General features: G+C 66.7%; 22 protein-coding genes. 15 read left to right on the top strand and 7 right to left on the bottom strand.

Translation table 11 applies throughout. The features are described 5' to 3' along the window. Nucleotides 1-75: 75 nt before the first annotated feature. From AC0J5K_RS13130 to argH, 3 genes are read right to left on the bottom strand one after another with little or no spacing between them, the layout of a single operon-like run. Nucleotides 76-402 (bottom strand): DUF2834 domain-containing protein, encoded by a 327-nt coding sequence (locus AC0J5K_RS13130; protein WP_274565983.1) that lies wholly within the window; start codon nucleotides 400-402, stop codon nucleotides 76-78. Between the two features lie 5 nt (nucleotides 403-407). Then, complete coding sequence (locus AC0J5K_RS13135; RefSeq protein ID WP_274565984.1) at nucleotides 408-554, bottom strand: argininosuccinate lyase; 147 nt, start codon at nucleotides 552-554, stop codon at nucleotides 408-410. Continuing rightward, entirely contained in the window at nucleotides 551-1,942 is a 1,392-nt protein-coding gene (argH, locus tag AC0J5K_RS13140) for an argininosuccinate lyase (protein ID WP_274565985.1), read from the bottom strand. Before argH ends, AC0J5K_RS13135 begins: the two co-directional genes overlap by 4 nt. Between argH and AC0J5K_RS13145 the strand changes: the two genes are divergently transcribed. The 3 genes from AC0J5K_RS13145 (at nucleotide 1,941) to AC0J5K_RS13155 (ending at nucleotide 3,841) form a co-directional block, all read left to right on the top strand. Beyond that, nucleotides 1,941-2,513, top strand: a complete 573-nt coding sequence (locus AC0J5K_RS13145; RefSeq protein WP_074836306.1) for a TlpA family protein disulfide reductase — start codon at nucleotides 1,941-1,943, stop codon at nucleotides 2,511-2,513. The genes argH and AC0J5K_RS13145 overlap by 2 nt on opposite strands. 184 nt (nucleotides 2,514-2,697) lie before the next feature. Next, nucleotides 2,698-3,039, top strand: a complete 342-nt coding sequence (locus tag AC0J5K_RS13150) for an antifreeze protein (protein ID WP_274565986.1) — start codon at nucleotides 2,698-2,700, stop codon at nucleotides 3,037-3,039. After that, a complete protein-coding gene (locus AC0J5K_RS13155) occupies nucleotides 2,987-3,841 on the top strand; it encodes a hypothetical protein (protein WP_274565987.1) in 855 nt (284 codons plus the stop codon). The genes AC0J5K_RS13150 and AC0J5K_RS13155 overlap by 53 nt, the downstream gene beginning before the upstream one ends. 60 nt (nucleotides 3,842-3,901) lie before the next feature. On the opposite strand, the gene arsJ is transcribed toward AC0J5K_RS13155, so the two are convergent. The 3 genes from arsJ to AC0J5K_RS13170 are packed head-to-tail and all read right to left on the bottom strand — an operon-like array spanning nucleotide 3,902 to nucleotide 7,036. Further along, on the bottom strand, nucleotides 3,902-5,173 hold the full coding sequence (gene arsJ / locus AC0J5K_RS13160) for an organoarsenical effux MFS transporter ArsJ (RefSeq protein WP_074836301.1): 1,272 nt from the start codon (nucleotides 5,171-5,173) through the stop codon (nucleotides 3,902-3,904). Nucleotides 5,174-5,189: 16 nt separating this feature from the next. Next, on the bottom strand, nucleotides 5,190-6,191 hold the full coding sequence (locus tag AC0J5K_RS13165; protein ID WP_274565988.1) for an ArsJ-associated glyceraldehyde-3-phosphate dehydrogenase: 1,002 nt from the start codon (nucleotides 6,189-6,191) through the stop codon (nucleotides 5,190-5,192). Further along, nucleotides 6,188-7,036: an arsenate reductase/protein-tyrosine-phosphatase family protein gene (locus AC0J5K_RS13170; protein WP_274565989.1), complete on the bottom strand. Its 849-nt coding sequence runs from the start codon at nucleotides 7,034-7,036 to the stop codon at nucleotides 6,188-6,190. Before AC0J5K_RS13170 ends, AC0J5K_RS13165 begins: the two co-directional genes overlap by 4 nt. A 131-nt stretch (nucleotides 7,037-7,167) precedes the next feature. Between AC0J5K_RS13170 and modA the strand changes: the two genes are divergently transcribed. The 3 genes from modA to modC are packed head-to-tail and all read left to right on the top strand — an operon-like array spanning nucleotide 7,168 to nucleotide 9,682. After that, nucleotides 7,168-7,941 carry a molybdate ABC transporter substrate-binding protein gene (modA, locus tag AC0J5K_RS13175; RefSeq protein ID WP_274565990.1) on the top strand — a complete coding sequence of 258 codons (774 nt, stop codon included), beginning with the start codon at nucleotides 7,168-7,170 and terminating at the stop codon, nucleotides 7,939-7,941. Continuing rightward, nucleotides 7,941-8,609, top strand: a complete 669-nt coding sequence (gene modB, locus AC0J5K_RS13180) for a molybdate ABC transporter permease subunit (protein WP_274565991.1) — start codon at nucleotides 7,941-7,943, stop codon at nucleotides 8,607-8,609. The genes modA and modB overlap by 1 nt, the downstream gene beginning before the upstream one ends. Beyond that, entirely contained in the window at nucleotides 8,606-9,682 is a 1,077-nt protein-coding gene (modC, locus tag AC0J5K_RS13185) for a molybdenum ABC transporter ATP-binding protein (RefSeq protein ID WP_274565992.1), read from the top strand. Before modB ends, modC begins: the two co-directional genes overlap by 4 nt. Before the next feature lie 228 nt (nucleotides 9,683-9,910). Here the strand turns inward: modC and AC0J5K_RS13190 are convergent, their stop codons facing one another. Beyond that, a complete protein-coding gene (locus AC0J5K_RS13190) occupies nucleotides 9,911-10,795 on the bottom strand; it encodes an MBL fold metallo-hydrolase (RefSeq protein WP_074836291.1) in 885 nt (294 codons plus the stop codon). Nucleotides 10,796-11,355: 560 nt separating this feature from the next. Between AC0J5K_RS13190 and AC0J5K_RS13195 the strand changes: the two genes are divergently transcribed. Genes AC0J5K_RS13195 through AC0J5K_RS13235 form a run of 9 tightly spaced genes read left to right on the top strand, consistent with a single transcriptional unit; the run spans nucleotide 11,356 to nucleotide 23,931 of the window. Next, complete coding sequence (locus AC0J5K_RS13195; RefSeq protein WP_074836290.1) at nucleotides 11,356-12,675, top strand: nucleotide sugar dehydrogenase; 1,320 nt, start codon at nucleotides 11,356-11,358, stop codon at nucleotides 12,673-12,675. Nucleotides 12,676-12,718: 43 nt separating this feature from the next. Continuing rightward, complete coding sequence (locus tag AC0J5K_RS13200) at nucleotides 12,719-14,194, top strand: glycosyltransferase (protein WP_274565993.1); 1,476 nt, start codon at nucleotides 12,719-12,721, stop codon at nucleotides 14,192-14,194. 8 nt (nucleotides 14,195-14,202) lie between these two features. Continuing rightward, a complete protein-coding gene (locus AC0J5K_RS13205; RefSeq protein WP_274565994.1) occupies nucleotides 14,203-15,297 on the top strand; it encodes a hypothetical protein in 1,095 nt (364 codons plus the stop codon). After that, a complete protein-coding gene (locus tag AC0J5K_RS13210) occupies nucleotides 15,294-16,697 on the top strand; it encodes a mannose-1-phosphate guanylyltransferase (RefSeq protein ID WP_274565995.1) in 1,404 nt (467 codons plus the stop codon). The genes AC0J5K_RS13205 and AC0J5K_RS13210 overlap by 4 nt, the downstream gene beginning before the upstream one ends. Then, nucleotides 16,687-18,189, top strand: coding sequence for a right-handed parallel beta-helix repeat-containing protein (locus AC0J5K_RS13215; RefSeq protein WP_274565996.1), 1,503 nt, complete (start codon nucleotides 16,687-16,689; stop codon nucleotides 18,187-18,189). The genes AC0J5K_RS13210 and AC0J5K_RS13215 overlap by 11 nt, the downstream gene beginning before the upstream one ends. A 3-nt stretch (nucleotides 18,190-18,192) precedes the next feature. Beyond that, complete coding sequence (locus AC0J5K_RS13220; protein ID WP_274565997.1) at nucleotides 18,193-18,945, top strand: hypothetical protein; 753 nt, start codon at nucleotides 18,193-18,195, stop codon at nucleotides 18,943-18,945. Continuing rightward, nucleotides 18,945-20,243: an alginate O-acetyltransferase AlgX-related protein gene (locus AC0J5K_RS13225; RefSeq protein ID WP_274565998.1), complete on the top strand. Its 1,299-nt coding sequence runs from the start codon at nucleotides 18,945-18,947 to the stop codon at nucleotides 20,241-20,243. The genes AC0J5K_RS13220 and AC0J5K_RS13225 overlap by 1 nt, the downstream gene beginning before the upstream one ends. After that, on the top strand, nucleotides 20,231-22,948 hold the full coding sequence (locus tag AC0J5K_RS13230) for an SEL1-like repeat protein (protein WP_274565999.1): 2,718 nt from the start codon (nucleotides 20,231-20,233) through the stop codon (nucleotides 22,946-22,948). Before AC0J5K_RS13225 ends, AC0J5K_RS13230 begins: the two co-directional genes overlap by 13 nt. Next, nucleotides 22,876-23,931: an alginate lyase family protein gene (locus AC0J5K_RS13235; protein WP_074836280.1), complete on the top strand. Its 1,056-nt coding sequence runs from the start codon at nucleotides 22,876-22,878 to the stop codon at nucleotides 23,929-23,931. Before AC0J5K_RS13230 ends, AC0J5K_RS13235 begins: the two co-directional genes overlap by 73 nt. Nucleotides 23,932-24,009 lie beyond the last annotated feature (78 nt).

Below are 24,009 nucleotides of genomic sequence, written 5' to 3' on the forward strand. Positions count from 1 at the left end.
TAATTTCCCAGCCAAATATGGCTGGAATGGGGCAGCTGCGTTACAAACGCGGGAATTCTGGTAGAGGAATGCGCGCTAAAGTATAGGCCGGCTGCGCAGGAAGAGATAGAGCGGCAGGCCGCAGGACAGGCCGATCAGAAAGGTTGCCGGAATCGCCAGCAGCGCCTCCCAGTTGCGGCGCACCGCCACCTCGGCGGCGATCCAGAGGGTCAGCGCCAGGGCGGCAATCGTCAGGTCCCAGACCAGCCCGCTGGTCGCCGCATTGGCGTGCCAGGCCGCCACCAGGCCCGGCAGGTCAAACCCGTTCTGCGAAAACCAGCGTAGGAGATAGGCCATCGGATGCACCGCCCCCCAGAGCGCGAGCGCGAGGTAGAGCCAGCGAAGCGGAGAGACCCCGGCCATGGCGTTCAGCTCGAGCCGCCGGAAAGGCCGACCTCGGCGGTGCCGGTGACCGACAGGTTCACCGGCGTCCTGGCCTCGGGCCGCTCCGGTTCGCCGTCGACGCCACAGGCCGCCAAAAGCACGAACGCGGCCAGCGCCGCGAGGCGGCTCATGCCAGCGCCTCTTTCCAGCGCGCCACCTGTTCGCGCACCCGCGACGGCGCGGTGCCGCCATAAGAGATGCGCGAGGCCACGGAATTATGCACGCCCAGAACGTCAAAGACGTCCTGGGTGATATGCTCATGCACCGATTGCATCTCTTCGAGGCTCAGGTCGGGCAGATCGCAGCCCTTGGCCTCGGCCTTGGCCACCAGCGACCCGGTGACGTGATGTGCATCGCGGAACGGCATGCCCAGCACCCGCACCAGCCAGTCGGCCAGATCGGTCGCGGTCGAGAATCCGGTGGCGGCCGCGGCCTCGAGGCTGTCGCGATTGGCCGACATGTCCTTGACCATCCCCTCCATCGCGGCCAGCGCCAGCATCAGGTTGTCGGCGGCGTCGAAGACCTGTTCCTTGTCTTCCTGCATGTCCTTGGAATAGGCCAAGGGCAGCCCCTTCATCACCGTCATCAGCGCCACGTTGGCGCCGAAAATGCGGCCGATCTTGGCACGGATCAGTTCGGCCGCGTCGGGGTTCTTCTTTTGCGGCATGATCGAGGAGCCGGTCGAGAACCGGTCCGAGAGTGTCACGAAGCGGAACTGCGCAGAGGACCAGATCACCAGCTCTTCGGCCAGGCGGCTGAGGTGCATGGCGCAGATCGAGGCGGCGGCGAGGAATTCCAGCGCGAAGTCCCGGTCAGACACGGCGTCGAGCGAATTGGCGGCGGGGCGGTCGAAACCCAGCGCCTGCGCCGTCGCCTCGCGGTCGATCGGAAAGGAGGTGCCGGCCAGCGCGGCGGCGCCGAGCGGGCATTCGTTCATCCGGCGACGGGCGTCCTGGATGCGGGAACGGTCGCGGGCGAACATCTCGACATAGGCCATCATGTGGTGGCCCCAGGTGACAGGCTGGGCGACCTGCAAATGGGTAAAGCCCGGCATCACCCAGTCGGCACCGGCTTCAGCCTGGGCCAGCAGCGCCTTGATCAGCGCGCCCAGCGCCTGATCCACGGCATCGAGCTGGTCGCGGGTCCAGAGCTTGAAGTCGGTCGCCACCTGGTCATTGCGGCTGCGGCCGGTGTGCAGACGACCGGCGGGTTCGCCGATCACCTCTTTCAGCCGGGCCTCGACGTTCATGTGAATGTCTTCCAGCGCGGTGGAAAAGGCGAAATCGCCCCGCTCGATCTCTGACAAGATCGTGAGAAGCCCTTCCCTGATCGCTTCGGCGTCTTTACCGTCAATGATGCCTTGGGCGGCCAACATGGCGGCATGGGCGCGCGAGCCCTCGATGTCCTGCGCGGCCATGCGCTGATCGAAGCCGATCGAGGCATTGATCGCCTCCATGATCGCGTCCGGTCCAGCGGCAAAGCGGCCGCCCCACATCTGGTTTGAGGATTTGTCTGACATGAAGCTCACTCGTCGGGGATTGAATGCATCGGCTCTTGCTGCCGCTGTCTATATGGGCTTGGGGGCAAGCGCAAATGCTGCCGATCCCGCCGCGCTCGAGGCGCTGCGCGAGGGCGACATGCAAAAGCTCAAGGTGCATCCCGCCCCGGTCTCGGTGCCGGCACGGGATTTCACTGATTTCGATGGCGCGGCGCTCAACCTCGACGATTACCTTGGCAAGGTGGTCCTGCTGAACTTCTGGGCCACCTGGTGCGCGCCCTGCCGCAAGGAAATGCCGATGCTGGCCGATCTCCAGACCGAGCTGGGCGGCGAGGATTTCGAGGTGGTGACGCTGGCCACCGGCCGCAACCCGGCGCCCTCGATGACCCGGTTCTTCGAAAGCATCGGTGTCGACAACCTGCCGCTGCACCGCGATCCCGATCAGGCGATAGCCCGCGGCGTCCGGGTGCTGGGCCTGCCGACAACGGTGATTCTCGACCGCGAAGGCCGGGAGATCGCCCGCCTTGAAGGTGACGCCGATTGGTCGGGCGAGAGTGCCAAGGCCATTTTGCAAGCGATGATTGACAGCTGACCCCTTGGAATAGCGCCGCTTTTCGCGCCTCCTGACCTAACGGCAACAGGCCGCCGACGCCCGCCGCAGTGCAGCATTAAATATGCTGCAAGCGCGGCAATTCGTGTTATACTGGCCGGTGACAGAAATCGTGGCGAGCGCCACGTCCGGGCGTGCCCGGTGCCGCGAAGGACGACACGGTGAGATGCAGACAGGCTTGAAGCAGGCCCTCGACAGCTGGAACGCCTGTCTTGCCATGGGCGCGCTGGCCGCGCAGGCCCAATGCGTCATCGCCTATCGCAGCCTCGGCATGTTTGGCGGCTGGTCGGTTGCACGGGATGAAACCACCCGCATGTTCACCGAAAAGCCGGCGGCCTTTTTCGAGGCCCATCTGGCTGCGGCGCTGGCGCTGGCGTCGGGCCAGCGCCCAGAGCAGGTGACGTTGGCCTGGGTGGCGCCGCTGTCGGATGCCGTGGGCGACAACCGGAGCCGGCTTGCAAAACGCGGGCCTGCCGGGCCGGGAGCCCTGTTCGGAAACCTTGCATAAACAGGAAAGACTGATGAATCTGCTTGTCAAACAACTTGAAATGTCGGCGGCCTGCCTTCAGATGGCCAACCGCGCCTTCGAATCCAACATGCGCCTTGCGCAGGTCATGATGACTTCGGCCTTCGAGAGCGCCAAGCTGCTCTCGCCGGTGGGTCCGGTCGTGGCCACCCCGGCAAACACCGCAGCCGAAGCGCCCGGAAAACCGGCGACGGCCAAGCCGGCCGCCCGCAAGGCCCCGGCCCGCAAACCCGCGGCGAAACCGGTGAAACCGGTCGCGGAGAAACCGGCCCCCGCCGCACCGGCTGCAAAGACGGCTAGCGCACCGGCCCAGGTGACAAAACCTTCGGCCAAGGTCGAAACGCCGAAGCCCGCAGCCAAGGTCGAGGCACCGACGGCCGAGGCGCCGAAACCTGCTGCCAAGGTTGAGGCGCCCAAGTCAGACGCACCGAAGCCTGCTGCCAAGGTCGAAGCGCCGAAAACCGAAGAGGCCAAGCCCGCCGCCAAGGCCGAAGCGCCCAAGACAGTCGCACCGAAGCCCGCTGCCAAGGTCGAAGCGCCGAAAACCGAGGTGGCGAAGCCTGCTGCCAAGGCTGACGCGCCGAAAACAGAAGCGGCGAAGCCTGCTGCCAAGGCCGAAGCGCCGAACGCAGAAGCGTCAAAGCCCGCTGCAACAACCGAAACGCCGAAAATTGATGCTCCCAAGGCAGAGGCCCCCAAGGCGGCCGCGAAACCGGCCGCCCCGGCGCGGCGCACCCGCAAGCGCATGCCCGCAACGCCCAAGCCGATGCCGGGCTCCAAGTAAGCTCGGCTTCAAGGCTCAAGAGCTCCACGACCCCCGCCACCGGCGGGGGTTTTTTCTTGCCTAGCCCCGGGCCTGCCCCGGCGCCAGCCTCACCATCGCGCCCCAGCTCAGCGCGATGAACAGCGCCGCCGCGGCAAGACAGAGCGCCACGCCGCCAATCTGATAGGCCAGCCCCGACATCACCGTGCCCAGAAGCCGGCCCGCCGCATTGGCCATGTAGTAGAAGCCGACATCCAGCGTCACGCGGTCGTCGCTGGTGAAGGCGAGGATCAGGTAGGAATGCAGCGCCGAGTTCACCGCAAAGAGCGCCCCGAAAATCAGCAGGCCGATCACCAGCACCCCGGTCAGCCACGGGGCCGGCGCGCCAGACATCACCACCAGCGCCGCCAACGCCGCCGGCACCGGGATCAGCGCCGCCACCCAATGCCGCGCCAGGGCGGCAATTTCGGGGTCGGGCCGGGTTCGGGCGCGCAACAGCCGTGGCGCCGCGGCCTGCACCGCGCCATAGAGGATGGTCCAGACCGCCATGAAACTGCCGATCATGAAAAAGGCCGCGCGGTTGCCGGCTTCGGTGCCATCCGACAGCACGGCGTAGAAATAGATCGGGATGCCGACCACGAACCAGACATCGCGGGCTCCAAAAAGGAACACCCGCGCCGCGCTCAGCCAGTTGATCTCGCGGTTCTTCGATATCACCTCGCGGAATTTCGCGTCCTTGCGCCCCATCGACAGCCCCGCCGGCATGCGCAGCGCGACAGCCAGGAGGATCAGGGACAGCACCGCCGCCATGCCCAGCACCGAGGCGGTGAAGCCGAAAAGGCCCAGCGCCGCAGCGCCGGCCAGGAAGCCGAGACCCTTGACCGCGTTCTTCGAGCCGGTCAGCAGCGCCACCCAGCGAAACAGCCCGCCGCCCTCTTTCGGGGCCAGCACCTTGACCGCCGATTTCGATGACATCTTGGCCAGGTCCTTGGCCACGCCGGAAGCCCCCTGCACCGCCATCACATAGGCCACCGAGGCGCCCACCGCCCAGCCGGGATCGAGCTGCGCCAGCGCCAGCAGCGCCAGCACCTGCACCCCCAGCCCGGCATACAATGTCGAGGTCAGGCCAAAGCGCGCGGCGATCCAGCCGGCAGAGAGGTTGGTCACCACGCCGGCGATCTCGTAGAGCACGAAGAGATAGGCCAGCTGTACCGGGCTGAAGCCCAGGGTGTGAAAATGCAGCAGCACCAGCATCCGCAGCGCGCCATCGGTGAGCATGAACGCCCAATAGGCGGCGGTGACGGCAATATAGGCGGCAAGCCCGTTCGGGGTCTCAGCGGTCTGAGCGGTCATTGCTTCGGCTCCGCTCTCAGAGGTCCGCGCCGACCATCAGGGCAACATCGGCCAGCCGGTTGGCATATCCCCATTCATTGTCGTACCAGGCATAGATCTTCACCTGCGTGCCATTCACCACCATCGTCGAAGGCGCATCGACAATCGCGGACCTTGGGTCATTGGTGTAATCGGTCGAGACCAGCGGCCGGGTCTCATACCCCAGAATGCCCGTGAGCGGACCTTCGGCGGCGGCCGCTTCAAACAGCGCGTTGACCTCTTCGGTCGAGGTTTCGCGCGCCACTTCGAAAACGCAATCGGTCAGCGAGGCATTGAGCAGCGGCACCCGCACCGCATGGCCGTTCAGCTTGCCGGCAAGCTCCGGGTAGATCAGCGTGATCGCCGTCGCCGATCCGGTGGTGGTGGGGATCAGAGAATTCAGCGCCGACCGGGCGCGACGCAGGTCCTTGGCGGGACGGTCGACGATGGTCTGGGTATTGGTCACATCATGGATCGTGGTGATCGACCCATGTTTGATGCCGAGGTTCTCGTGGATCACCTTGACCACCGGCGCGAGGCAATTGGTGGTACAGCTTGCCGCCGTGACGATGCGGTGACCGGCCGGATCATAGCGGTCGTGGTTCACCCCCATCACGATATTGGCGGCGTTGCCGTCCTTGACCGGGGCGGAGACCACGACCTTTTTCACGCCCGCGTCGAAATAGGGCTGGAGCGTGGCCGCACTCTTGAAGACCCCTGTGCAATCGATCACCGCGTCCACACCCTCGAGCGGCAGATCGGCGATCTCACGGCTTTGCCGGCAGGGGATGCGGGTGCCGTCGATGGTGATGCTTTGGTCATCGGCAGCAAAACTGGCGGGCCAGCGGCCATGCACCGTGTCGAACTCCAGAAGATGCGCGTGCATTGCCGGTTCGCCGACCGCATCGTTGACAAAGACGATCTCGGCGCCGCGTTCGAGAAGCGGACGCAGGACAAGCTTGCCCATCCGCCCGAGGCCGTTCAAGGCATAGGTGGTCATGCAGTTTCCTTTTCGCGGCCGATGTCATCGACCCTGTTTTGCAGCGAGACGCGGTCGAGCGCATCGAGCGGCAGCGCGGCAAAGGCGATGATCCGGTGCCGCATCATGGCGTAGGTCTGTTGAAAGGCCAGGCTGCGCTCGGCCGCGCTGCCGGTGGCCTTGACCGGATCGTGCAGGCCCCAGTGGGCGCTGATCGGCTGACCCTGCCAGGCCGGGCACTCCTCGTTGGCGGCGCGGTCGCAGACGGTAAAGACGAAATCGAAGGTCGGTGCCTCGGGCCCCTGGAATTCATCGACGTTCTTGGCCCGCAGATCGCCGGTCGGAATGCCCTTGGCGGCCAGTATCTCGAGCGCCATCGGGTTGAGCTCGGAACCGGGCCTGGTGCCGGCTGAATGGGCCTTGAACCGGTCGCCCGCCACATCGCGCAGGATCGCCTCGGCAAAGATCGACCGGGCGGAATTGCCGGTGCAGATGAACAGAACGTTGTAACTGCGGTCACGCATGGTCTGGCTCCTGTCGGACAGGGGGTGAAAGATCGGCGGGCAGAGATCGGGCCGCCCGCGACAGCAATCGAGAAACAGATCGCTCACCAGACCCTGCGCCGCCTTTGTGTCAAGCGCGTAAAGCAGCGAGGTGCCGCGCCGGGTCTGGGAAATCAGGCCGACCCGGGTGAGCGCGGCAAGATAGACCGAAAGCGTCGAGGCCTTGTGCCCCAGCACCTCGGCGATCTCGCCGGCCGGCAGCGCATCGGGGCAGCGCCGGACCAGCAGGCGAAACACCGAAAGGCGCTGCGGATGGCTGAGCGCGGCGAATTGTTCGGTGAGGGTGGAGGTTTCTTTTTCCATATTTTGTGAAGTATCGAATGAAAGATGATTCCACAACGGAAAAGCGCCGCGCCTGTCCCGCGTCGAAGGTCGGGCTTTTATCCCTGCCCCGGCGCCGATAAGGTTTCGGAAACCTTGGAAAACCGCCCGACATGCCGCTGCCCCGCCGTCATTTTCTGACCCTGACCGCCGCTGCCCTGGCCCTGCCGGCGCAGGCCGAGGCGCCGCCGGTGATTGCCGCGGCGGCCTCTTTGCGCTTTGTCATGCCGGCCTTGACCGCGGGCTTTGCCGCCGCCGGCGGAGGGCCGGTGCGGGTGGCTTTTGGCTCCTCCGGGACGCTGGCACAGCAAATCCGAAATGGCGCCCCGTTCGAGCTCTTTCTGTCGGCCGATGCCGCCTATGTGCAGGTTCTGGCCGATAGCGGTGCGGTTCAGGCGGCCGCCACGGTCTATGCCCGCGGCCGCCTGGCGCTGATCGCGCCGCACGGCGGGCTGGCAGTGGATGCGGCGATGGACGGGCTCGCCGCGGCGCTGACCCGAGGCGAGATCCGCCGCTTTGCCATCGCCACCCCGGAACATGCGCCTTATGGCCAGCGCGCCCGCGAGGCGCTGCTGCATCGCGGGCTCTGGGAGGCCATCGCCCCGCATCTGGTCTTTGGCGAGAATGTCGCCCAGGCGGCGCAATTCGCAAGCTCGGGCAATGCGCAGGGCGGGCTGGTCGCGGCCTCTCTGGCGGCGGCCGACACCCTGCGGGCACGGGCCGAAAGCGCGCTGATCCCCGACGCCTGGCACAGCCCGCTCGATCAAAGCATGGTGCTGACGCCCAAGGCTGGCGCGACCGCCCGGGCGTTTCACGAGTTCATGCAAACACCGGCGGCGCAGGAGATCCTGGCCGCCTATGGCTTTGCCGCGACGGAGCCCGCCTGATGGACTGGCCCGCGCTCTGGCTCTCACTGCATCTGGCGGGCTGGACGGTGGTACTGCTCTTACCGGTGGCGGTGTTTCTCGGCCGCTTCATGGCCTTTCACCGCTTTGCCGGCAAGGGCGTCGTCGAGGCGCTGGTGATCCTGCCGCTGGTTCTGCCGCCAACGGTGCTGGGGTTCTACCTGCTGGTGGCCTTCGGCGCCGAAGGCCCGGTGGGCCGGCTCTGGCAGGGCGCGTTCGGCGGGCCGCTGGTGTTCAGCTTCGAGGGGCTGGTCGCGGCTTCGGTGCTGTTCAACCTGCCGTTTGCGGTGCAACCCGCCCAGCGCGGCTTCGAGGCGGTGCCGCGCGAGGTACGCGAAGCGGCGGCCTGCTGCGGCATGGCCCCGCTGACGGCGCTCTGGCGGGTCGAGCTGCCGCTGGCCTGGCCCGGGGTGCTGACCGGTATGGTGCTGACCTTCGCCCATGTGCTGGGCGAATTCGGCATCGTGCTGATGGTCGGCGGCGCGATCCCGGGCGAGACGCGGACAGTGGCGATCTCGATCTACGACCGGGTGCAGGCCTTTGACATGGCCGGCGCGGCGCAGATGTCGGCGGTGCTGCTGGCAATCTCGCTGGTGACCATCGCGGTGACCTTCCGGCTTTCGGCGCGCGCCGGGCGGAGGCTGTCGTGACGCTCGAGGTGGCGGTCAGTTCCGGGACGCCGATCCCGCTCGATGTGGCGTTTCAGGTCGAGGCCGGCGAACTGCTGGCGCTGGTCGGGCCCTCCGGCGCAGGCAAATCCACCCTGCTCCGGGCGATTGCCGGGCTCTGGCAACCGGACCAAGGCCGCGTCGCCGTGGGCGGCGAGACCTGGCTCGATACCGCGCGGGGCACGCGGCTGCCCACCCATCGGCGGCGGCTGGGCGTGGTGTTCCAGTCTTACGCGCTGTTCCCGCAGATGACGGCACTGGCCAACGTGATGGCCGCCGGCGCCGATGAGACGCGGGCGCGCGCCGTGCTGGAGCTGGTGCATCTGGGCGGGCTCGAGGCACGCCGGCCGGCGGAGCTTTCGGGCGGGCAGCAACAGCGGGTCGCGGTGGCCCGGGCGCTGGCGCGCGATCCGGCGGTGCTCTTGCTCGACGAGCCGTTCTCGGCGGTCGACCGGGGCACCCGCGAGGGGCTTTACGCCGAGATCGAACGGCTCCGGGCACATCTGAACATGCCGGTGGTGCTGGTGACCCACGACATGGAGGAGGCCCGCCGGCTGGCCGACCGCATCGTGGTGATCGACCGGGGCCAGGTGCTGCGCGACGGGCCGACCGAGGATATCCTGTTCGATCCGCGCGCCCTGCGCGGCATGGGATTGCGCGAAGCCGGAGCAACGCTGACGGCGCGGATCGATGGCCAGGAGGGGGACGGGCTGACCCGGCTGCGCAGCGCCGGCGGGCCGCTCTGGCTGCCGCGGATCAGCGGCACCCCGGGCGATCTGGTGCGGGTGCGGATCATGGCGCATGACGTCATGCTGGCCCGCCGCCGCCCCGAGGCGATTTCGGCGCTCAACGTGATCCCCGGGGTGATCGAGAGCCTGCTGCCGGGCGACGGGCCGGGCGCGCTGGTGACCCTGACGGTAGGCGACGAGGTGCTGTTGGCGCGGATCACCCAGCGTTCGGTGCAGGCGATGGGGCTGGCGGTCGGACAAAGCTGTTTCGCGCTGGTCAAGTCGATGGCGGTGGCCCGGCATCAGGTCGGGCGCGAAGACCCGTAGACAGGGCGTCGGCCCCCAGTGCGGGGTACGGTGGCGCAAGGCGCCCCATTGGAACCGCATAGAGCAGGATCGGCGGGCAACGGGACATGCGAGGGTGAGTGGGCACCGTTCGGTGTTTTCGCAAAGGGATGCGTCGCGTCTCGGGACGGGGAGAAAGGCCCCGGATCATATGTCCGGGGCGGAAAGGCGGCGGCGGGGCCCCGGATCAGGTCCGGGGCGCGCGACGGTTCAGAGGCCGTTGACCGGCACCTTGAGCACCGGGTTGCCGTCCTTGTCGCGCGGCACCTCGCCGGCGCGCATGTTGACCTGAAGCGAGGGGATGATCAGCTTGGGCATGGCCAGCGTGGCATCGCGCTCGGTGCGGAACTTGATGAAATCCTCGCGCGTCTTGCCGCCACCGACGTGGATGTTGTGCGCCTTTTCCTCCGCCACCGTGGTCTCCCACTGGATGTCGCGGCCGTTGGGGCCGTAATCGTGGCACATGAACAGCCGCATCTCGTCCGGCAGGCGCAGCACCTTCTGGATCGAATCGTAGAGCTCGCCGGCATCGCCGCCGGGGAAATCCGCCCGCGCCGAGCCGCCGTCAGGCATGAAGAGCGTGTCGCCGACAAAGGCCGCATCGCCGATCACATGGGTCATGCAAGCCGGAGTATGCCCGGGCGTATAAAGCGCAAAGGCCTCCATCGTGCCGATCATGTAGCGATCGCCATCCTCGAACAGCTTGTCGAACTGGCTGCCATCGCGCTGAAACTCGGTGCCTTCGTTGAACACCTTGCCGAAGGTGTCCTGCACCACCATGATTTTCGATCCGATGCCGATCTTGCCGCCGAGCCGGTCCTGAATATAGGGCGCGGCCGAGAGGTGATCGGCATGAACATGGGTTTCGATGATCCACTCGAGACGACACCCCTGCTCTTCGATCGACCGGATCAGCGCATCGGCGTGATCATAGGTGATCCGCCCTGCCGCATAATCGATGTCCATGACGGAATCGATGATCGCACAGGCGTCCGACCCCGGATCCCGGACGATATAGGAAATCGTATTCGTGGCCTCGTCAAAGAAAGCCTGCACCTGCGGGGTAACGGTCATGTTCACGGGATAGCTGGTCATAATGCCTCTCCTGATCCGGGGCGCCCTGCGGCGCCTTTGGCCTGACGTCAGTTAAACTAGCATGAAAGACGTTTCAATACATAGCAATGTTTGAATGCGTCAATCGAACCACCGCGACAAGGGTTTTGCTACGTAGCGGAACCCTGTGAAGTTTTTTCTTGCAGCGGATTTCTGAACACTGGTTCATGTGGCCCGGGCGGCGGCGGTGACTCGGACTGGACGCGCAGATTGACGCCCCCTCAATTCACGCTCAAATCACGATATATCGTGGCATCCGTGAATTTCCTGTCAATATCTTCACTCAAGGTTAACCCAGGATTAATGGGAGTGACGTGATGCCTTTGCGCGTCATCCTATACCGATGCCCCGGAATCGACTGTGGCGCAAATACCACCGCAAATGTGAACGCGCACAAAATTCACGTTTTACATTACCAATCTGACGCAAATTCTTAATATCTCCGTATAAAACGAGCATACTAGTCTCAAAAAATGCCCAAAATAAGGGCAACAATAAAAAATCATAACCGCCCACAAGGGTGGACAGTAGAGGTAGAGCAAATGGCAAGAATCAGTGTCTTTGGCATTGGGTATGTAGGCGTGGTCTCAGCGGCCTGCCTGGCCCGCGACGGTCATCAGGTCATCGCGGTCGATGTCGAGCCGGGGAAGGTCGAGGCGATCAATGCGGGGCTTTCCCCGATCGTCGAAAACGGATTGGATGCGCTTATTGCGCAGGTTGTCGGCGACGGCAAGCTGTCTGCCACGGACGATGTGCAGCATGCGATCGACAACAGCGACGTCTCCTTTATCGCCGTCGGCACGCCCAGCGCGCCGGATGGCTCTGTCGGGCTGACCTATGTCGAGACCGCCTGCCGCAACATCGGCGCGGCAATGGCGAAAAAGCAGGGCTACCACAGCGTGGTCATCCGCTCGACCATCGTCCCCGGCTCGACCGAGCACACCTGCATCCCGGCGCTGGAAGCCGCAAGCGGCAAGATCGCCGGGCGCGACTTCGGCGTCGGCTATTACCCCGAATTCCTGCGTGAGAGCACCGCGATCGAGGATTACGACGATCCCGGCCTGATCGTCTTCGGCGCGCTGGATCAGGGCACCGCAGACATCCTGACCGCGATCAACATCGACCTGCCCTGCGACATCAAAGTTGTCGATGTGCGCACCGCCGAGATGGTGAAATACACCTCGAACACCTGGCGCGCGGTCAAGGTGACCTTTGCCAACGAGATCGGCAATATCGCCAAGGCCGCCGGCCTCGACGGGCAGACGGTGATGGAGATTCTCTGCTCCGACACCAAGGTCAACATCTCGTCCTACTTCATGCGGCCCGGCTTTGCCTTCGGCGGCTCCTGCCTGCCCAAGGACGTGCGCGCCCTGCGCCATCTGGCGGAGACGCAGAACACGCCGGCACATCTGCTGAACGCGGTGCTCGAGGCCAACGAGGCACAGATCCGCCGCGCCGAGGCGATGGTGGAACGCACCGGGGCGAAAAAGGTCGGCTTTGTCGGCATTTCCTTCAAACCGGGCACCGACGACCTGCGCGAAAGCCCGCTGGCAGAGCTGGCGGCACGGCTGATCAGGAACGGCGTGCAGGTCGATGTCTATGATCCCTATGTGCACGAAGCCTATGCCAACGACAATTCGGCGGCGGGCCGCGGCAATGACGTGATCCCCGATCTCAAGGACCGGATGACCCCGGACCTGGATGCGATGATCCATGAGGCCGGCGCGATTCTGGTGGGCAACTTCTACCGCGACACGCTGGATACGCTCGAGGCCGCGGCCAAGGACCGCCCGGTGCTCGATCTGACCCGGATGAACCGCCAGAAGGTGTCGAGCGGCACCTACGAGGGCATCTGCTGGTAAGCCAGCACTTCGCAACATCGTGATCGCAGAGAGGAGCCGAGCCATGCTTGCGCTCTCCCATATGGCCTATTTTTCGTTGGTCGTCCTGTTGGTGACCCTGGTGCCCAGAGCGGCACTGGGGGAGATCCAGTATGCGACCAACACGATCTTCATCATGGGCTTCCTGGGCACGTGGCGGTACAGCTGGGCGGCCATCAACTTTGCCCGCGCGGTGGTCTTTCGGCGGGTCATCCATCCGCGGCGCAAGCGTCTTGCGCGGCGGCGGTTCGCCCAACGGGCCGGCAGATCGCACATGTACATGCTGGTCACCTCCTACATGGTGGAGCCGGAGGTCACCCTGCCCGTCTATCGCAGCGTGTTCCGCGCCGCCGCGCGCGCCCGGGACGGGGCGACGATCGTGGCTTCGGTGGTCGATGGCGCCGACGCGCGGCTGATCCGACAGATCTACGAGACCCAAGCCGAGGACATGACCGGCGTTCAGCTGATCGTCGACCGCATCAAGGCCAACGGCAAGCGCGACGCGCTGGCCCGGACCCTGCGCATCCTGGGTGGCCTTTCGCCCACCCACCGCGACATCCTCGTCTTTGTCGACGGCGACACCATGGTGCCCGAGGACATCTGGACCGAAAGCGCGCCGGTGTTCACCGATCTCAAGGTCGGCGCTCTGACCACCGACGAAGACGTCGAAGTCGGCCGCGAGAGCCTGTTCAAGGATTGGTTCGTGCTGCGCTTCAACCAGCGGCAGGTGATGATGTGTTCGATGGGGCTGTCCAAGCGGGTGTTGACGCTGACCGGGCGGATGAGCGTCTTTCGCGCCGATCTGGCCACCGATCCGACCTTCATTCAGGCCATCGGCCAGGATTTCCTCGACCACTGGCGGCTGGGCCGGGTGGATTTCCTGACCGGCGACGACAAATCCACTTGGTTCTGGCTGCTCAAGAACGGCTACGAGATGCATTACCTGCCGGATGTGCGCTCGGTCAGCTTCGAGTTTCAGCCGCGGCCGACGTTTCTAGACAGTTCCAAAACGCTGATGGTGCGCTGGTTCGGCAACATGATCCGCACCAACGGCCGGGCGCTGCGGCTCTCGCCGCGGCTGATCGGTGGCTTTACCTGGTGGTCGGTGCTCGACCAGCGGGTCTCGATGTGGACGACGCTTGTCGGGCCGATCACCGTGGCGCTGGCCGCGATCATGGTCAGCCCCTCGGTGATCCCGCTCTACATCGCCTGGGTGATGATCACCCGCTATATCTTCTGCGTCATCATCGCGCTGTTCCGGGGCAGCTGGTTTCCGGTCACCCATCCGCCGATCCTGTATTTCAGCCAGGTCGTGGGCGCGGCGCTGAAAACCTATGTCCTGTTCCGCATGGACAAGCAGAAATGGACCCGCCAGGGCGGCGGAACCGGCGGCGCGATCACCGCGCTGCGTGACAAGCTCAAGGCAACCGAAAGTGCCGCCCACCACGCGCTCGCGCTGGTCTGGCTGACGGTTGCGATCCTGTATTTTACCAAAGTCTGAGGTGCGCGATGCTTGACAAGATCACCATGGAAAAAGACGAACATGGCGCACCCAAAGCGCCTCAGGTCCCGACCGAGTTCGGATTTGACAACGAGCACCCGGTACTGCCGGTGCCGTTCACGGCCCAGATCGGCGAGGCCCGCTTTACCGGCACCGGGGTTTCGGTGACGGCGGCCTACGTCGAATTGCTGAACGCGGTTCCGCCGGCGCTGATCAACAGCCGTCAGCCGGTGCGCCTGCGGTTCGATTTCGGCGGCTTCACCATCACCCTCTTTCCCGAGGCCAAGGTCAGCGTCAATGCCACCGGCGACGAGCTCACCTTGCAGTTCATCGACCCCACCGGCCCGCATCTGCCGCAGCTGCGGTATATCCTGAACACCTATATCGCCGGCGACGTCGTCAGCCTTGGCTCGATGATGAGCTACACCGGCCCGACCCAGCTCAAACAGCCGAAGGCGGGCGGCACCGAAGAGGACAACCGGCGCCGGCTCAAGAGCATCGGCGTCGTGCTGACCTCGCTGCTGCTGATCTATCTGGCTCTGAGCGCGCTCTTTGTGCGCTACACCACCAATTACGAGCTGCGCCCGGTCTTCATCATGCGCGCCGGCAATGAGATGCGCGCCACCAGCGGCGGCCAGATCATCTATCTCAACGCCGATGCCGGCAAGGGCGAGGTGCTCTATTCGCTCTCGGCCACCACCGGCGACGTGCTGAATTTTCAGTCGCCCTGCGACTGCACCGTCACCCTGACCGATGGCATGTTCGAAGGCGCCACCGTGCTGCCGGGCGACAGCATCCTGATGCTGTTCGGCCAGGACGAAACCGTCAGCGTGCAGACCCAGATGAGCACCGAAGGCCTGTCGCGCGCGATGGCAGGCGAGGTGGTGCATCTTCAGATGAATGACGGCCGGGCGATCCCGGCGCAGATCATCCTGACCTCGGCTACCAGCGCCGCGGCGGAAGACGGCGATCTCTTCCTGCCGGTCCGGCTTCGGCCGCAGCCTGGCGCATTGACCGCCGATGATATCGGCAAATCCGCACGGGTGCGGATTTCCAAGGCACTTTTCGCCAAACCGTTTGAGAATGGGACGGACGGACAATGAAAGAGATCACCCCCCTGATCATCTGCGGTGGCAATGGCACGCGGCTCTGGCCGATCTCGCGCACGCACAGCCCGAAGCAGTTTCAACGGGTCGGCGATGCCGCGTCGCTCACCTTTTTCCAGTCCGCCGTCGAACGGCATTCCGGCGAAGGCTTCGGCACCCCGCTGATCGTCTCGTCCGCGAAACACGGCCGCACGCTGCATCGCCAGCTGCGCCAGATCGGCCGCGGCGCCGAGGTGATCCTCGAACCGATGGGCCGCAACACCGGCCCCGCCGTCCTTGCCGCCGCGCTCAAGCTGGCGGCCAGGGATCCGGATCAGCTGATGCTGGTGGTGCCGGCCGATCACGTGATCGAGGGCGACATCAACACCGCGATCAAGGCGGTGCAGCCGGGCGCGGAGGCCGGATACATCGTCACCTTCGGGATCAAGCCGCGTTATGCCGAAACCGGCTTTGGCTATATCACCGACGGCGGCCCGATCATCGCCCATCCCAACCTGCGCGAGGTCGAGCGCTTTGTCGAAAAGCCCCCCACCCGCAAGGCGCGGCTGCTTGTCGAGAGCGACATCGCCTATTGGGCCTCGGGCATCAGCCTGTTCAAGGCGGCGACCATCATCGAGGAATACGCCCGTCACGATCCCGAAACGCTCGACCACGTGGTGCAGGCGCTGAGCGGCGCGTCCGAGACCGCCGAGGGCCTGCTGCTTGACGGCGAAGCCTTTGGCCAGGCCGATGCCGAACCGACCGAAAAGGCGGTCTTCGAGCAGACAAGGCGCATCGCGCTCTGCCGGCTCGACGTGGAATGGAGCGACGTCGGAAGCTGGACCGCGATGTACGGCATTTCCAACACCGACGCCTCGGGCAATGTCATTCAGGGAGACGTGATCTCGGTCGAGAGCAAGAACTGCATGATCCGCTCGGAAACCCGTCTGGTGACCTGTGTCGGGCTCGAGGATATCATCGTCGTCGACACCGCCGATGCGCTGCTGGTCACCAAGGTGGGCCATTGCCAGTCCGTCAAGCAGGTGGCCGAACACCTGAAGTCGAACGAGCGCATCGAGGCCGAGAAACACCAGCGCACCGATTACGAATGGGGCAGCATCCGCCAGCTGGTGGCGCGCGATCACATGACGCTCTGCACCGTCACGGTCAAACCCGGCGGCACCATGCGGCTCGATCCCGCGCCGGGACGCGAGGCGATCGTGGCGGCGGGCGAGGTGCTGCTGACCAATGGCCGCACCCAGGCGCGGCTGCGCGACGGCGACCGCCAGACGCTGTGCCATCAGACGCGCACGACGTTGAGCAATCCGACCGACACGGCGGTCGAGGTGCTGGTCTTCACCATCGTCTTGCAGGAGGCCCCGCAGGACCTGGCCAGCAGTGCGCGTCATGCCTCGTGAACGGCACATGACACGCGCCGGGCTCTGGGTTGCGGCGGTGATGGCGGCCGGCATGGCCCTGCCCGGTTTCGCCGCGCCAGACAGCCATGGCCAGCAGCAGCGGCAGGCCGTCCTGCGGCTGGCCGAGGCGGTGGCGGCGGATGAGGCCGCGCGGTTCGGCGCCCGGGCGCTGATGGCCGAAGCCGGCTTTGCGCTGCCGCCGGCGGCCGATGTCACGCCGATCGGGGGCCCCGCCGGCGCGTCGATCTCGACCGGCAGTTTCGATCTGCGGATCGCGCTCGGCCGTCTGGCGCAGGCCTTCGGGCATGAGGACAACAGCGCCGTCCTGGCGGCGCAGGCCGGGCGCGGCCCCCAGGTGCGGATGATCGAAAGCGGCAGCCTCGGGCTGGCCGATCTGGCGGCGCTGATGGGCGAGGACGCGGTGCCCGGCACGGGCGGGCTCGAAGTGCGTGCGCCGCTGATCATCCGGCAGGGGGCCGAGCTGCGGATCGGGCCCGGCGAGCGGCTGGACCTCAGCCGCAGCCACGGCGCCTTCGTGCTGAATTTCGGCCGGCTGGTGCTGGAGGGCGCGGTGCTGCGCGGGGTCGGAGGCGAAAGCCCCGACAATGCGGAATTCGCCCCCTTCGTCACCACCACCGGCGCCGGCACGCTGCACGTGCGCGACGCCGAGATTGCCGATCTCGGGTTTGGCAGCACGGTCAAATATTCCGGTCTCTCGGTCATTCGCGGCGCGCTCGACCGGCCCGCCGCCGGCTCTTTCATCGCCAACAGCAAGATCGCGCGGATCAAGCGCATCTCGGTGCAGGCCGCCGAGGGGCTGGTGATCGACGGCAACCGGATCCAAGACGCGGGATCGGCCGCGCTGGTCATCCTGCACAGCCGCGACACCCGCGTCACCGCCAACCTTCTGGCCGGGCGCTCGGTGACCAACGCGATCCGGGTGCTCGACGGCTCTTCCGGCACGGTGCTGGCGGGCAATGCCATCCTTGAGGGCGACCGCGTCGGCATCCTGATCAAGAACGCCCCCGACCGCACCCGGGTCGAGGGCAATATCGTCTGGGCCCGCGATGGCAGCGGCATCAAGCTCGACCGGGCCCGTTGTGCCCGTGTCAGCGGCAATTACGTGATCGGCAACCGGCAGAAGGGCATCGAGGTACGCCACAGCCTGGCGGCGCATCTGGACGGCAACGTCCTGGTCAGCAACAAGAGCGCCGGCATCTGGGTGTCGGGCCAGCCCGCCGGCGCGGTGACTCGGATCGAGGACAATGTGCTCGACGCCAACGGCGCCGGCGTGGCCACGGCCACGGCCGAGGCGATCCTGCTGGAAGGCAATGATTTCACGCGGCAATTCCCGCGGTTCCTGGCCGGAGACCTGGGCCGGCAGGCGCGTTACATCGCCTCGGACATTACCGGCCGCGCGCCGATCGCGCTGGACGCGGCGGGCCTGGTGCGGATCGCCGATCTGCCCAGTCATTGCGGACAGGAGGGCTGAGCCATGGCAATGCGCCGAACCATCGTGCTGGCAACGGTGCTGGCCGGGACACTGGCCAGCGCCGGCCTCGCCCAGCCGCTGACCCTGCCGGCAGCCCCCGAAAGCCGCAGGATCGCGGTAGTGGTCGACCGTGGCATCACCCACACCCGCCAGTTGCCCGGCGCCGAGCTGCGGCGGCTGCGCAAGGCGATGGTCGGCAACAGGCCGCTGCGCGACGCCGATCTGCGCCGGCTGGCCGAGGCCGGGGACGGACTGGCGGCACTGCGCATGGTCAAGCGCCTGCGGCCGCGCGGCCCGGCGGAACATGCCTCTGACATCGCCTATTACGCCAGCATCGCCTCGGGCGCCGGCCGGCAGGGCCTGTTCGACGATTTTGTCGCGGCGCTCTATCTGCTCGACCCCGCGCGCGAGCCGAAACACCGCGTGTCGCAATATATCCGCGTGCTCTATCCCCATGCCTGGGCCGGCAACAGCCTGGCCCAGGATGCGCTGATCGCGCTCAATGGTCCGGGCAATCTGTTTGGTCCGATGTCCGAGGCCACCCGCGCCCGCATCCGTCAGGAGGGTGGCGCGCGCATGGTGCTGGCACTGGCGATGAAGGATCTGAGCCGCGACGATCTGGATGCGGCGGCGCTAACCCGGGTGATCGGCTATCTCGAGCTGGCCGAACGCACGGGCGATCTGCCCATCCGCACCGTGGCGCAGAGCCTGCGCCGGAGCGCCGAGGCGCGGCAGCGGCACAGGGAGGCGACATGATGACGCGATGCGCAACATTCCGGCGGCGCGCCGCCGCGGCGATGCTGGGGCTGGGATTGGCCAGTCTGGGACTGGCGGGGCCGGCGGCGGCTTCGGGCTATGGTTGCCGCGGCTTGGCCGAAGGGCAGTTCATGGCCAGCGTCGAGGGGCGCGACGGCGTGTTCTTTCGCCTGCATCCCGACCTGCACAATCATCACCCGATGGCGCCGGAGACGATCGCCGATCTCGCCACACTCACGCAGGCGCTGGCCGCGAAGGGGACGGCACTGATCTATGCGCCGGTGCCGGTGAAATCGCTGGCGATGCCGAAATACCTGTCTCCCGCCACCACCAATTACGGCTTTGACTATTCGCTGGCCACCACGGTCTATCTCGACGCGCTGTCGCAATTGCAGGCGGCCGGGGTGCGCGCCGTCGATCTGCGCGCCGAAATGGTCGACGCCACCGGCCCCCTGCCCTATTTCCGCACCGATCCGCGGCTGACCGCCGAAGGAGCGCGCTTGGCCGCCGCCGCCATCGGCGCCGCGATCAAGGCGGTGCCGGGGATCGATGCGCTGGCGCAAGGCCGGTTCGAGACGGTGCCCACCGGTTCGGCCAGCGTGGCCTCGCACGCCCGCCTTGTCCGCCAACGCTCCTGCGCCGAGCCGCTGCCGCCGGCCGAAACCGCGACCTGGAAGACCAGCCGTACCTTTACCGCCGAGGGCGCGAGGGGCGTTGTCGCCTTGGTGGGCAGCGAGCATTCCGACACGCCGGAGGCCAATTTCGCCGGCTTTCTGGCGCAGCAAACCGGGCTCGACGTGGTGCAATATTCGGTGCCGGGTGGTGGTGCCTTTGCGGCGATTTCCACCTATCTGACCTCGGCCGAGTTTCAGAACGCCCGGCCCAGCGTGCTGGTCTGGGAACTGCCCCAGGCCGAGGCCCCGGGGCTTCATGACGACCAGCCGATGGCCGAACTGATCGCCGCCGCGCGCCACCGCTGCGACATCCCCCTCGAAGTCGCGCGCGACGCCGACGATCCCAAGACCCTGCGCGTCGATCTTTCGACGCTTGATACGGAGAGTGCGCACATGCTGTTTGTCGATGCCGCGGGCGCCCCGGCCCGCCGCGCGGTTCTGGCCTTTGGCAATGACGCGGGCGAGACCCGCCACCGCGAAATCCTGCGCCACCGGGCGCAGCTGCCCAGCGGGCGGTTCTATGCGCCGATGACCGGTCTCTGGAGCGCGGGCGTCAGCTCGGTCGCGGTGACGCTGGACGTGGATTTCGGCGAGCATGCGGAGGTGCGGGCATGTCTGCGCTGAGCCGTCTTCTGGGTGCGCCCTGCGTAATGGCGCTCTTGGCGCCGGCGGCGCTGCCGGCCGTGCCGCTCGATCTGGCCTTCCTGCCGCCGGCGGTCGAGGAACAATCGCTCTGCGGCCGCGCCGCGGCCGAGCGGCGCGTCGACGACGGCAGCCCCGGCGACGAGGACGCGCTGACCGAGATGGAACGCGCCCGCTATCTGCAACGCGACATCCGCCGTTATCAGAGCGCCGATCCCGACCGGCATTTCGACTTTATCGCCACCCTGCGCGCGCGGCTGTCGAGCGCGGACGCGCGCTTTTCAGGGGCGGCCGAGCTGATCGACCTGATCGGTCTGCACATCGACGCCGGCCGCTTCGATGCGCTTGAACAGGCCGGGCTTGTGGCGCAGCTGACGGCGCAACGCCCGCTGCTGACCAACGGCCAGAAAATGCAGCTGGCGCAGTTCCATCGCAATGGTATCGGCACTCCCGCCGACACCTCCGCCGCCGATGACCTGATCCTCGAGGCGGCCTTTGCCGGTCACCCCGAAGCGCTCCTTTTGGTGGCGCGGCGCATGGCCGAAGCGCGCCCCCTGCCCGGCTGGGACGCGCCGGAGGATCTGACCGCCACCATGGCCTTTGGCGGGCTGCTGGGACAGATGGACAGTGGCGTCTGTGCCCGCGCCGAACGCATCGCACACGAATACCTCACCGGAGGCATTGTCCGCCGCAATGCCGAGATCGGCTGGGCGTGGTATCGCTTCGCCGCCGATCTGGGTTCGGCCAGGGCGGCCTGGCGGATGGTGGAATTTCATCTCTCGGCCGCGGCCGAAGATCAGGACAGCGCCGAGATGTTGCATTATCTCCGGCGCGCCGTGGCCCGCGGCATCGTGGTCGATGACGGTTCCCGGGGGCGGCTCGAGGAGGGCGGCATCGACGCCGACACCCTGCGCGAGATCCTCGCCCATACCCAGGCCGACGACCGCGGCCGCCGCCGCGCCTCGCTGACGCCGCTGTTGCAGACCGGCGTGAACATCGATGCCATGGAGACCAGCCTCTCGGGGCCCTACCTCACCTATCTGCGCGAGATCGCCACCATTCCCGGCGCGCCCGGCCTGGTCTTTACCCAGCTGGCGCAGGAGCTTTCGGTGCGGCTCGGCCGCTGGGCCGGCGAAGACGAGATCATCGCGCAGCTCGAGATCGCCACCGCCCGCAACGACCCCGCGGGCATGCGCGCGCTTGCCGCCAGGCTGCTGCGCTATCGCGACGATCCCGCGCAGCTCAACCGCGCCGTCGACCTCTTGACCCTGGCCGCCACGCGCCACCGCGACGCCGCCGCAATGAACGACCTCGACCGGCTGTTCCGCTGCCAGGCGCCCGATGCGCCGCTGCTGGATCAGGCCGAACCCTGGGCGCGGGCCTATGCCGGCACCACGCACAAGATGGTGGCGCTGACGCCGTCGAACCTGATGGCGCTCGATCCCTACAAGGACCCCTGGCGTCTGGCCCGTCTGCAATCGCAGGCGTTGGACGGGCGCACCCTGTCCCTCGCCCATTACCTGCAACTCGTGCAGCGCGACCCGATCGCCACCGAGACGGCACAGCGGATCTGGGCCGACCGCACCGACAATTCCGATAAGACGTTGGAAGAGTTCGCCAAGCTCGAGTTTGCGCTGGCCACCAATCCGGCGGAACGGGCGCTGGCGCTGGAATTCTTCCGCCGGGTCTATCTCAACAATGGCGTGACCACCGCGCTCGATCTCTCGGTCGCGATGATCAACGACAGCGGCATGAACCCGGCCATGGCCGAAGAAGTGCGGCACCTGCTGCGCCAGGCCAGCCACCGGGGCGAAGGTGCCGCGATCCGACTGCTGGCGCGGCTTGGCAAGACGCCGGAAGCCGAACGCCGGGTCTTTGACGAATTTGCCGGGATCATCGACGACCGTGGCGATTTTCTCGCCATGATGTTCGCCCTGCCCCACGTCGCCGAAACCAAGCGCGACGATTACTTCGACCGCGCGGTCAGCCTGATGGCCTGTTCCACCAAGGACACCGACGAACTGGGCGAGGCACATGCAATCCACGGCACGGCGCCGATGTCGTTTCACTGGCGCCAGATCGGGCTGGCCATCGCCGGTCACAACACCCTGTCAAAACTGCGACTGACCAATGGCCAGATGGCCGGATTCGACACCCGGCCGGCACCGGGGCCCGCGCAGGTTGTCGCCCGCGACCGGGCCGGAGACCTGCAAGGCCAGTGGCGGCTGTTTCACCTGACCGCGCAGCCCGATCTGGCGAGTTACGCGCCGCAACAGGCGGCCGCGCATTTCAAGGCACTGGTTGACCGCGGCGACACCCTGCCGCGCGCCTTCGAACAATACCTCGCCGCACCGGAGGAGCTGCGCCGGGCGATCGACGAAACGTTCGATTTCCCGCAGCTGGTGGCCCGGATCGCCGCAGCAGGCGAGCCGGAGGCGCTCTGGCGTCACGCCCGGCTGCTGCAAAACCGTGCCACAACGGCGCAATCCCTGGCCGAGGCCATCACCGCCCTGCGCGCCGCCGCCCACGCGGGCGCGGTGTCGGCGATGGCGGAACTTGGCCGCAACCTTGCCATGGGCGCGGGCGTCGCCCGCAATGAAACGGAGGCCCTCGAATGGCTCGACAAAGCCGCCACCGGCGGAGATTCAGACGCCGCGGATCTGGCGCGCTGGCTGCGGCTGCGCTGAGCCTCGGGCTTGCTGCGCCGGCGCTGGCCCTGACCTGCCCGGAACCGCCGGCGCCGGTGCTGACGCTCGCCTATGACAGCCGCTACGCCGATCAAGGCGCGACCCGCTCCGAGATCGACCCGGCCGCCGAGGCCGCCGCCGAAGCCGCGCTGGCGCCGCTGGACGATTTCATCCGCGACCTCGCCGAACTGGCCAACCGGGTGTATGAACCAGGCGCGCAGAAAGCCGTGATCGCCGATTGCGTGATCGCCCAGCTTGCGACCTGGGCCGAGGCCGGCGCGCTCGAGACGCTGGCCACCGAGACCGCCCAGCTCACCATTGGCGCGCGGCTGGCCGGTCTGGGGCTGGCCCTGCGCCAGATCGTGCCCCATGCCACCCGGCACGAAGATCTCTCGGCCATCCAGCGCTGGCTGAGCGCCCTGGCCTATCGCCAGCTCGGTTTCTGGGAACAGGCCCCCGGCGGCGCCCGCCAGGGCAATCTGCGCGCCTGGGCGGCGCTCGGCGTGGCGGCCATCGCCGATCTGGGCGGCGATCGGCTGTTGCGCGGCTGGGCTGCCTGGTCGACCGATTACGTGCTCTGCACCGCCGCCCCCGATGGCAGCCTGCCGCAGGAGATGACCCGCGGTCGGCTGGCCTTCCACTACCAGATGCACGCGGTGGCACCGCTCGTGGTGGCCTCGCGCCTGCTGGCCGATCACGGTTTCGCCCCGGGGGCGCGCTGCGACGCCGCGCTCGACCGCGTGGTGGGCTTTGTGCTCGACGATCTGACCGACGGCGCCACCACCCGCGAGATCACCGGCGAGGAGCAGAGCTATTTCGACGGCAGCCGCGAGATCTCGGCCTACAACCTCGCCTGGCTCGAGGCCTACCTGACCCTCACGACCTCGTCGGATCTGGAAGTGCTGGCAGCGGTTTACCGCCCGCTGGCCAGCTCCAAGCTCGGCGGCGACCAGGGGCTGATCTGGCGACGTGCGGCGGAGTGAAGAAATGCCGTGCCGGGGGGCAGAAATTTGCAAAAACCCACTGGACACTCCGGCACGGCTCTCCTAGAAGGCATCCAC

The organism is Marinovum sp. E3 (assembly GCF_055755275.1).

Bases quoted from the DNA above. Each gene is read 5' to 3' on its own strand.
- AC0J5K_RS13130 (WP_274565983.1), bottom strand. From the start codon at position 402: ATGGCCGGGGTCTCTCCGCTTCGCTGGCTCTACCTCGCGCTCGCGCTC.
- AC0J5K_RS13135 (WP_274565984.1), bottom strand. From the start codon at position 554: ATGAGCCGCCTCGCGGCGCTGGCCGCGTTCGTGCTTTTGGCGGCCTGT.
- AC0J5K_RS13145 (WP_074836306.1), top strand. From the start codon at position 1,941: ATGAAGCTCACTCGTCGGGGATTGAATGCATCGGCTCTTGCTGCCGCT.
- argH (WP_274565985.1), bottom strand. From the start codon at position 1,942: ATGTCAGACAAATCCTCAAACCAGATGTGGGGCGGCCGCTTTGCCGCT.
- AC0J5K_RS13150 (WP_274565986.1), top strand. From the start codon at position 2,698: ATGCAGACAGGCTTGAAGCAGGCCCTCGACAGCTGGAACGCCTGTCTT.
- arsJ (WP_074836301.1), bottom strand. From the start codon at position 5,173: ATGACCGCTCAGACCGCTGAGACCCCGAACGGGCTTGCCGCCTATATT.
- AC0J5K_RS13165 (WP_274565988.1), bottom strand. From the start codon at position 6,191: ATGACCACCTATGCCTTGAACGGCCTCGGGCGGATGGGCAAGCTTGTC.
- AC0J5K_RS13170 (WP_274565989.1), bottom strand. From the start codon at position 7,036: ATGGAAAAAGAAACCTCCACCCTCACCGAACAATTCGCCGCGCTCAGC.
- modA (WP_274565990.1), top strand. From the start codon at position 7,168: ATGCCGCTGCCCCGCCGTCATTTTCTGACCCTGACCGCCGCTGCCCTG.
- modB (WP_274565991.1), top strand. From the start codon at position 7,941: ATGGACTGGCCCGCGCTCTGGCTCTCACTGCATCTGGCGGGCTGGACG.
- AC0J5K_RS13190 (WP_074836291.1), bottom strand. From the start codon at position 10,795: ATGACCAGCTATCCCGTGAACATGACCGTTACCCCGCAGGTGCAGGCT.
- AC0J5K_RS13195 (WP_074836290.1), top strand. From the start codon at position 11,356: ATGGCAAGAATCAGTGTCTTTGGCATTGGGTATGTAGGCGTGGTCTCA.
- AC0J5K_RS13200 (WP_274565993.1), top strand. From the start codon at position 12,719: ATGCTTGCGCTCTCCCATATGGCCTATTTTTCGTTGGTCGTCCTGTTG.
- AC0J5K_RS13205 (WP_274565994.1), top strand. From the start codon at position 14,203: ATGCTTGACAAGATCACCATGGAAAAAGACGAACATGGCGCACCCAAA.
- AC0J5K_RS13210 (WP_274565995.1), top strand. From the start codon at position 15,294: ATGAAAGAGATCACCCCCCTGATCATCTGCGGTGGCAATGGCACGCGG.
- AC0J5K_RS13215 (WP_274565996.1), top strand. From the start codon at position 16,687: ATGCCTCGTGAACGGCACATGACACGCGCCGGGCTCTGGGTTGCGGCG.
- AC0J5K_RS13220 (WP_274565997.1), top strand. From the start codon at position 18,193: ATGGCAATGCGCCGAACCATCGTGCTGGCAACGGTGCTGGCCGGGACA.
- AC0J5K_RS13225 (WP_274565998.1), top strand. From the start codon at position 18,945: ATGACGCGATGCGCAACATTCCGGCGGCGCGCCGCCGCGGCGATGCTG.
- AC0J5K_RS13230 (WP_274565999.1), top strand. From the start codon at position 20,231: ATGTCTGCGCTGAGCCGTCTTCTGGGTGCGCCCTGCGTAATGGCGCTC.
- AC0J5K_RS13235 (WP_074836280.1), top strand. From the start codon at position 22,876: ATGGCTCGACAAAGCCGCCACCGGCGGAGATTCAGACGCCGCGGATCT.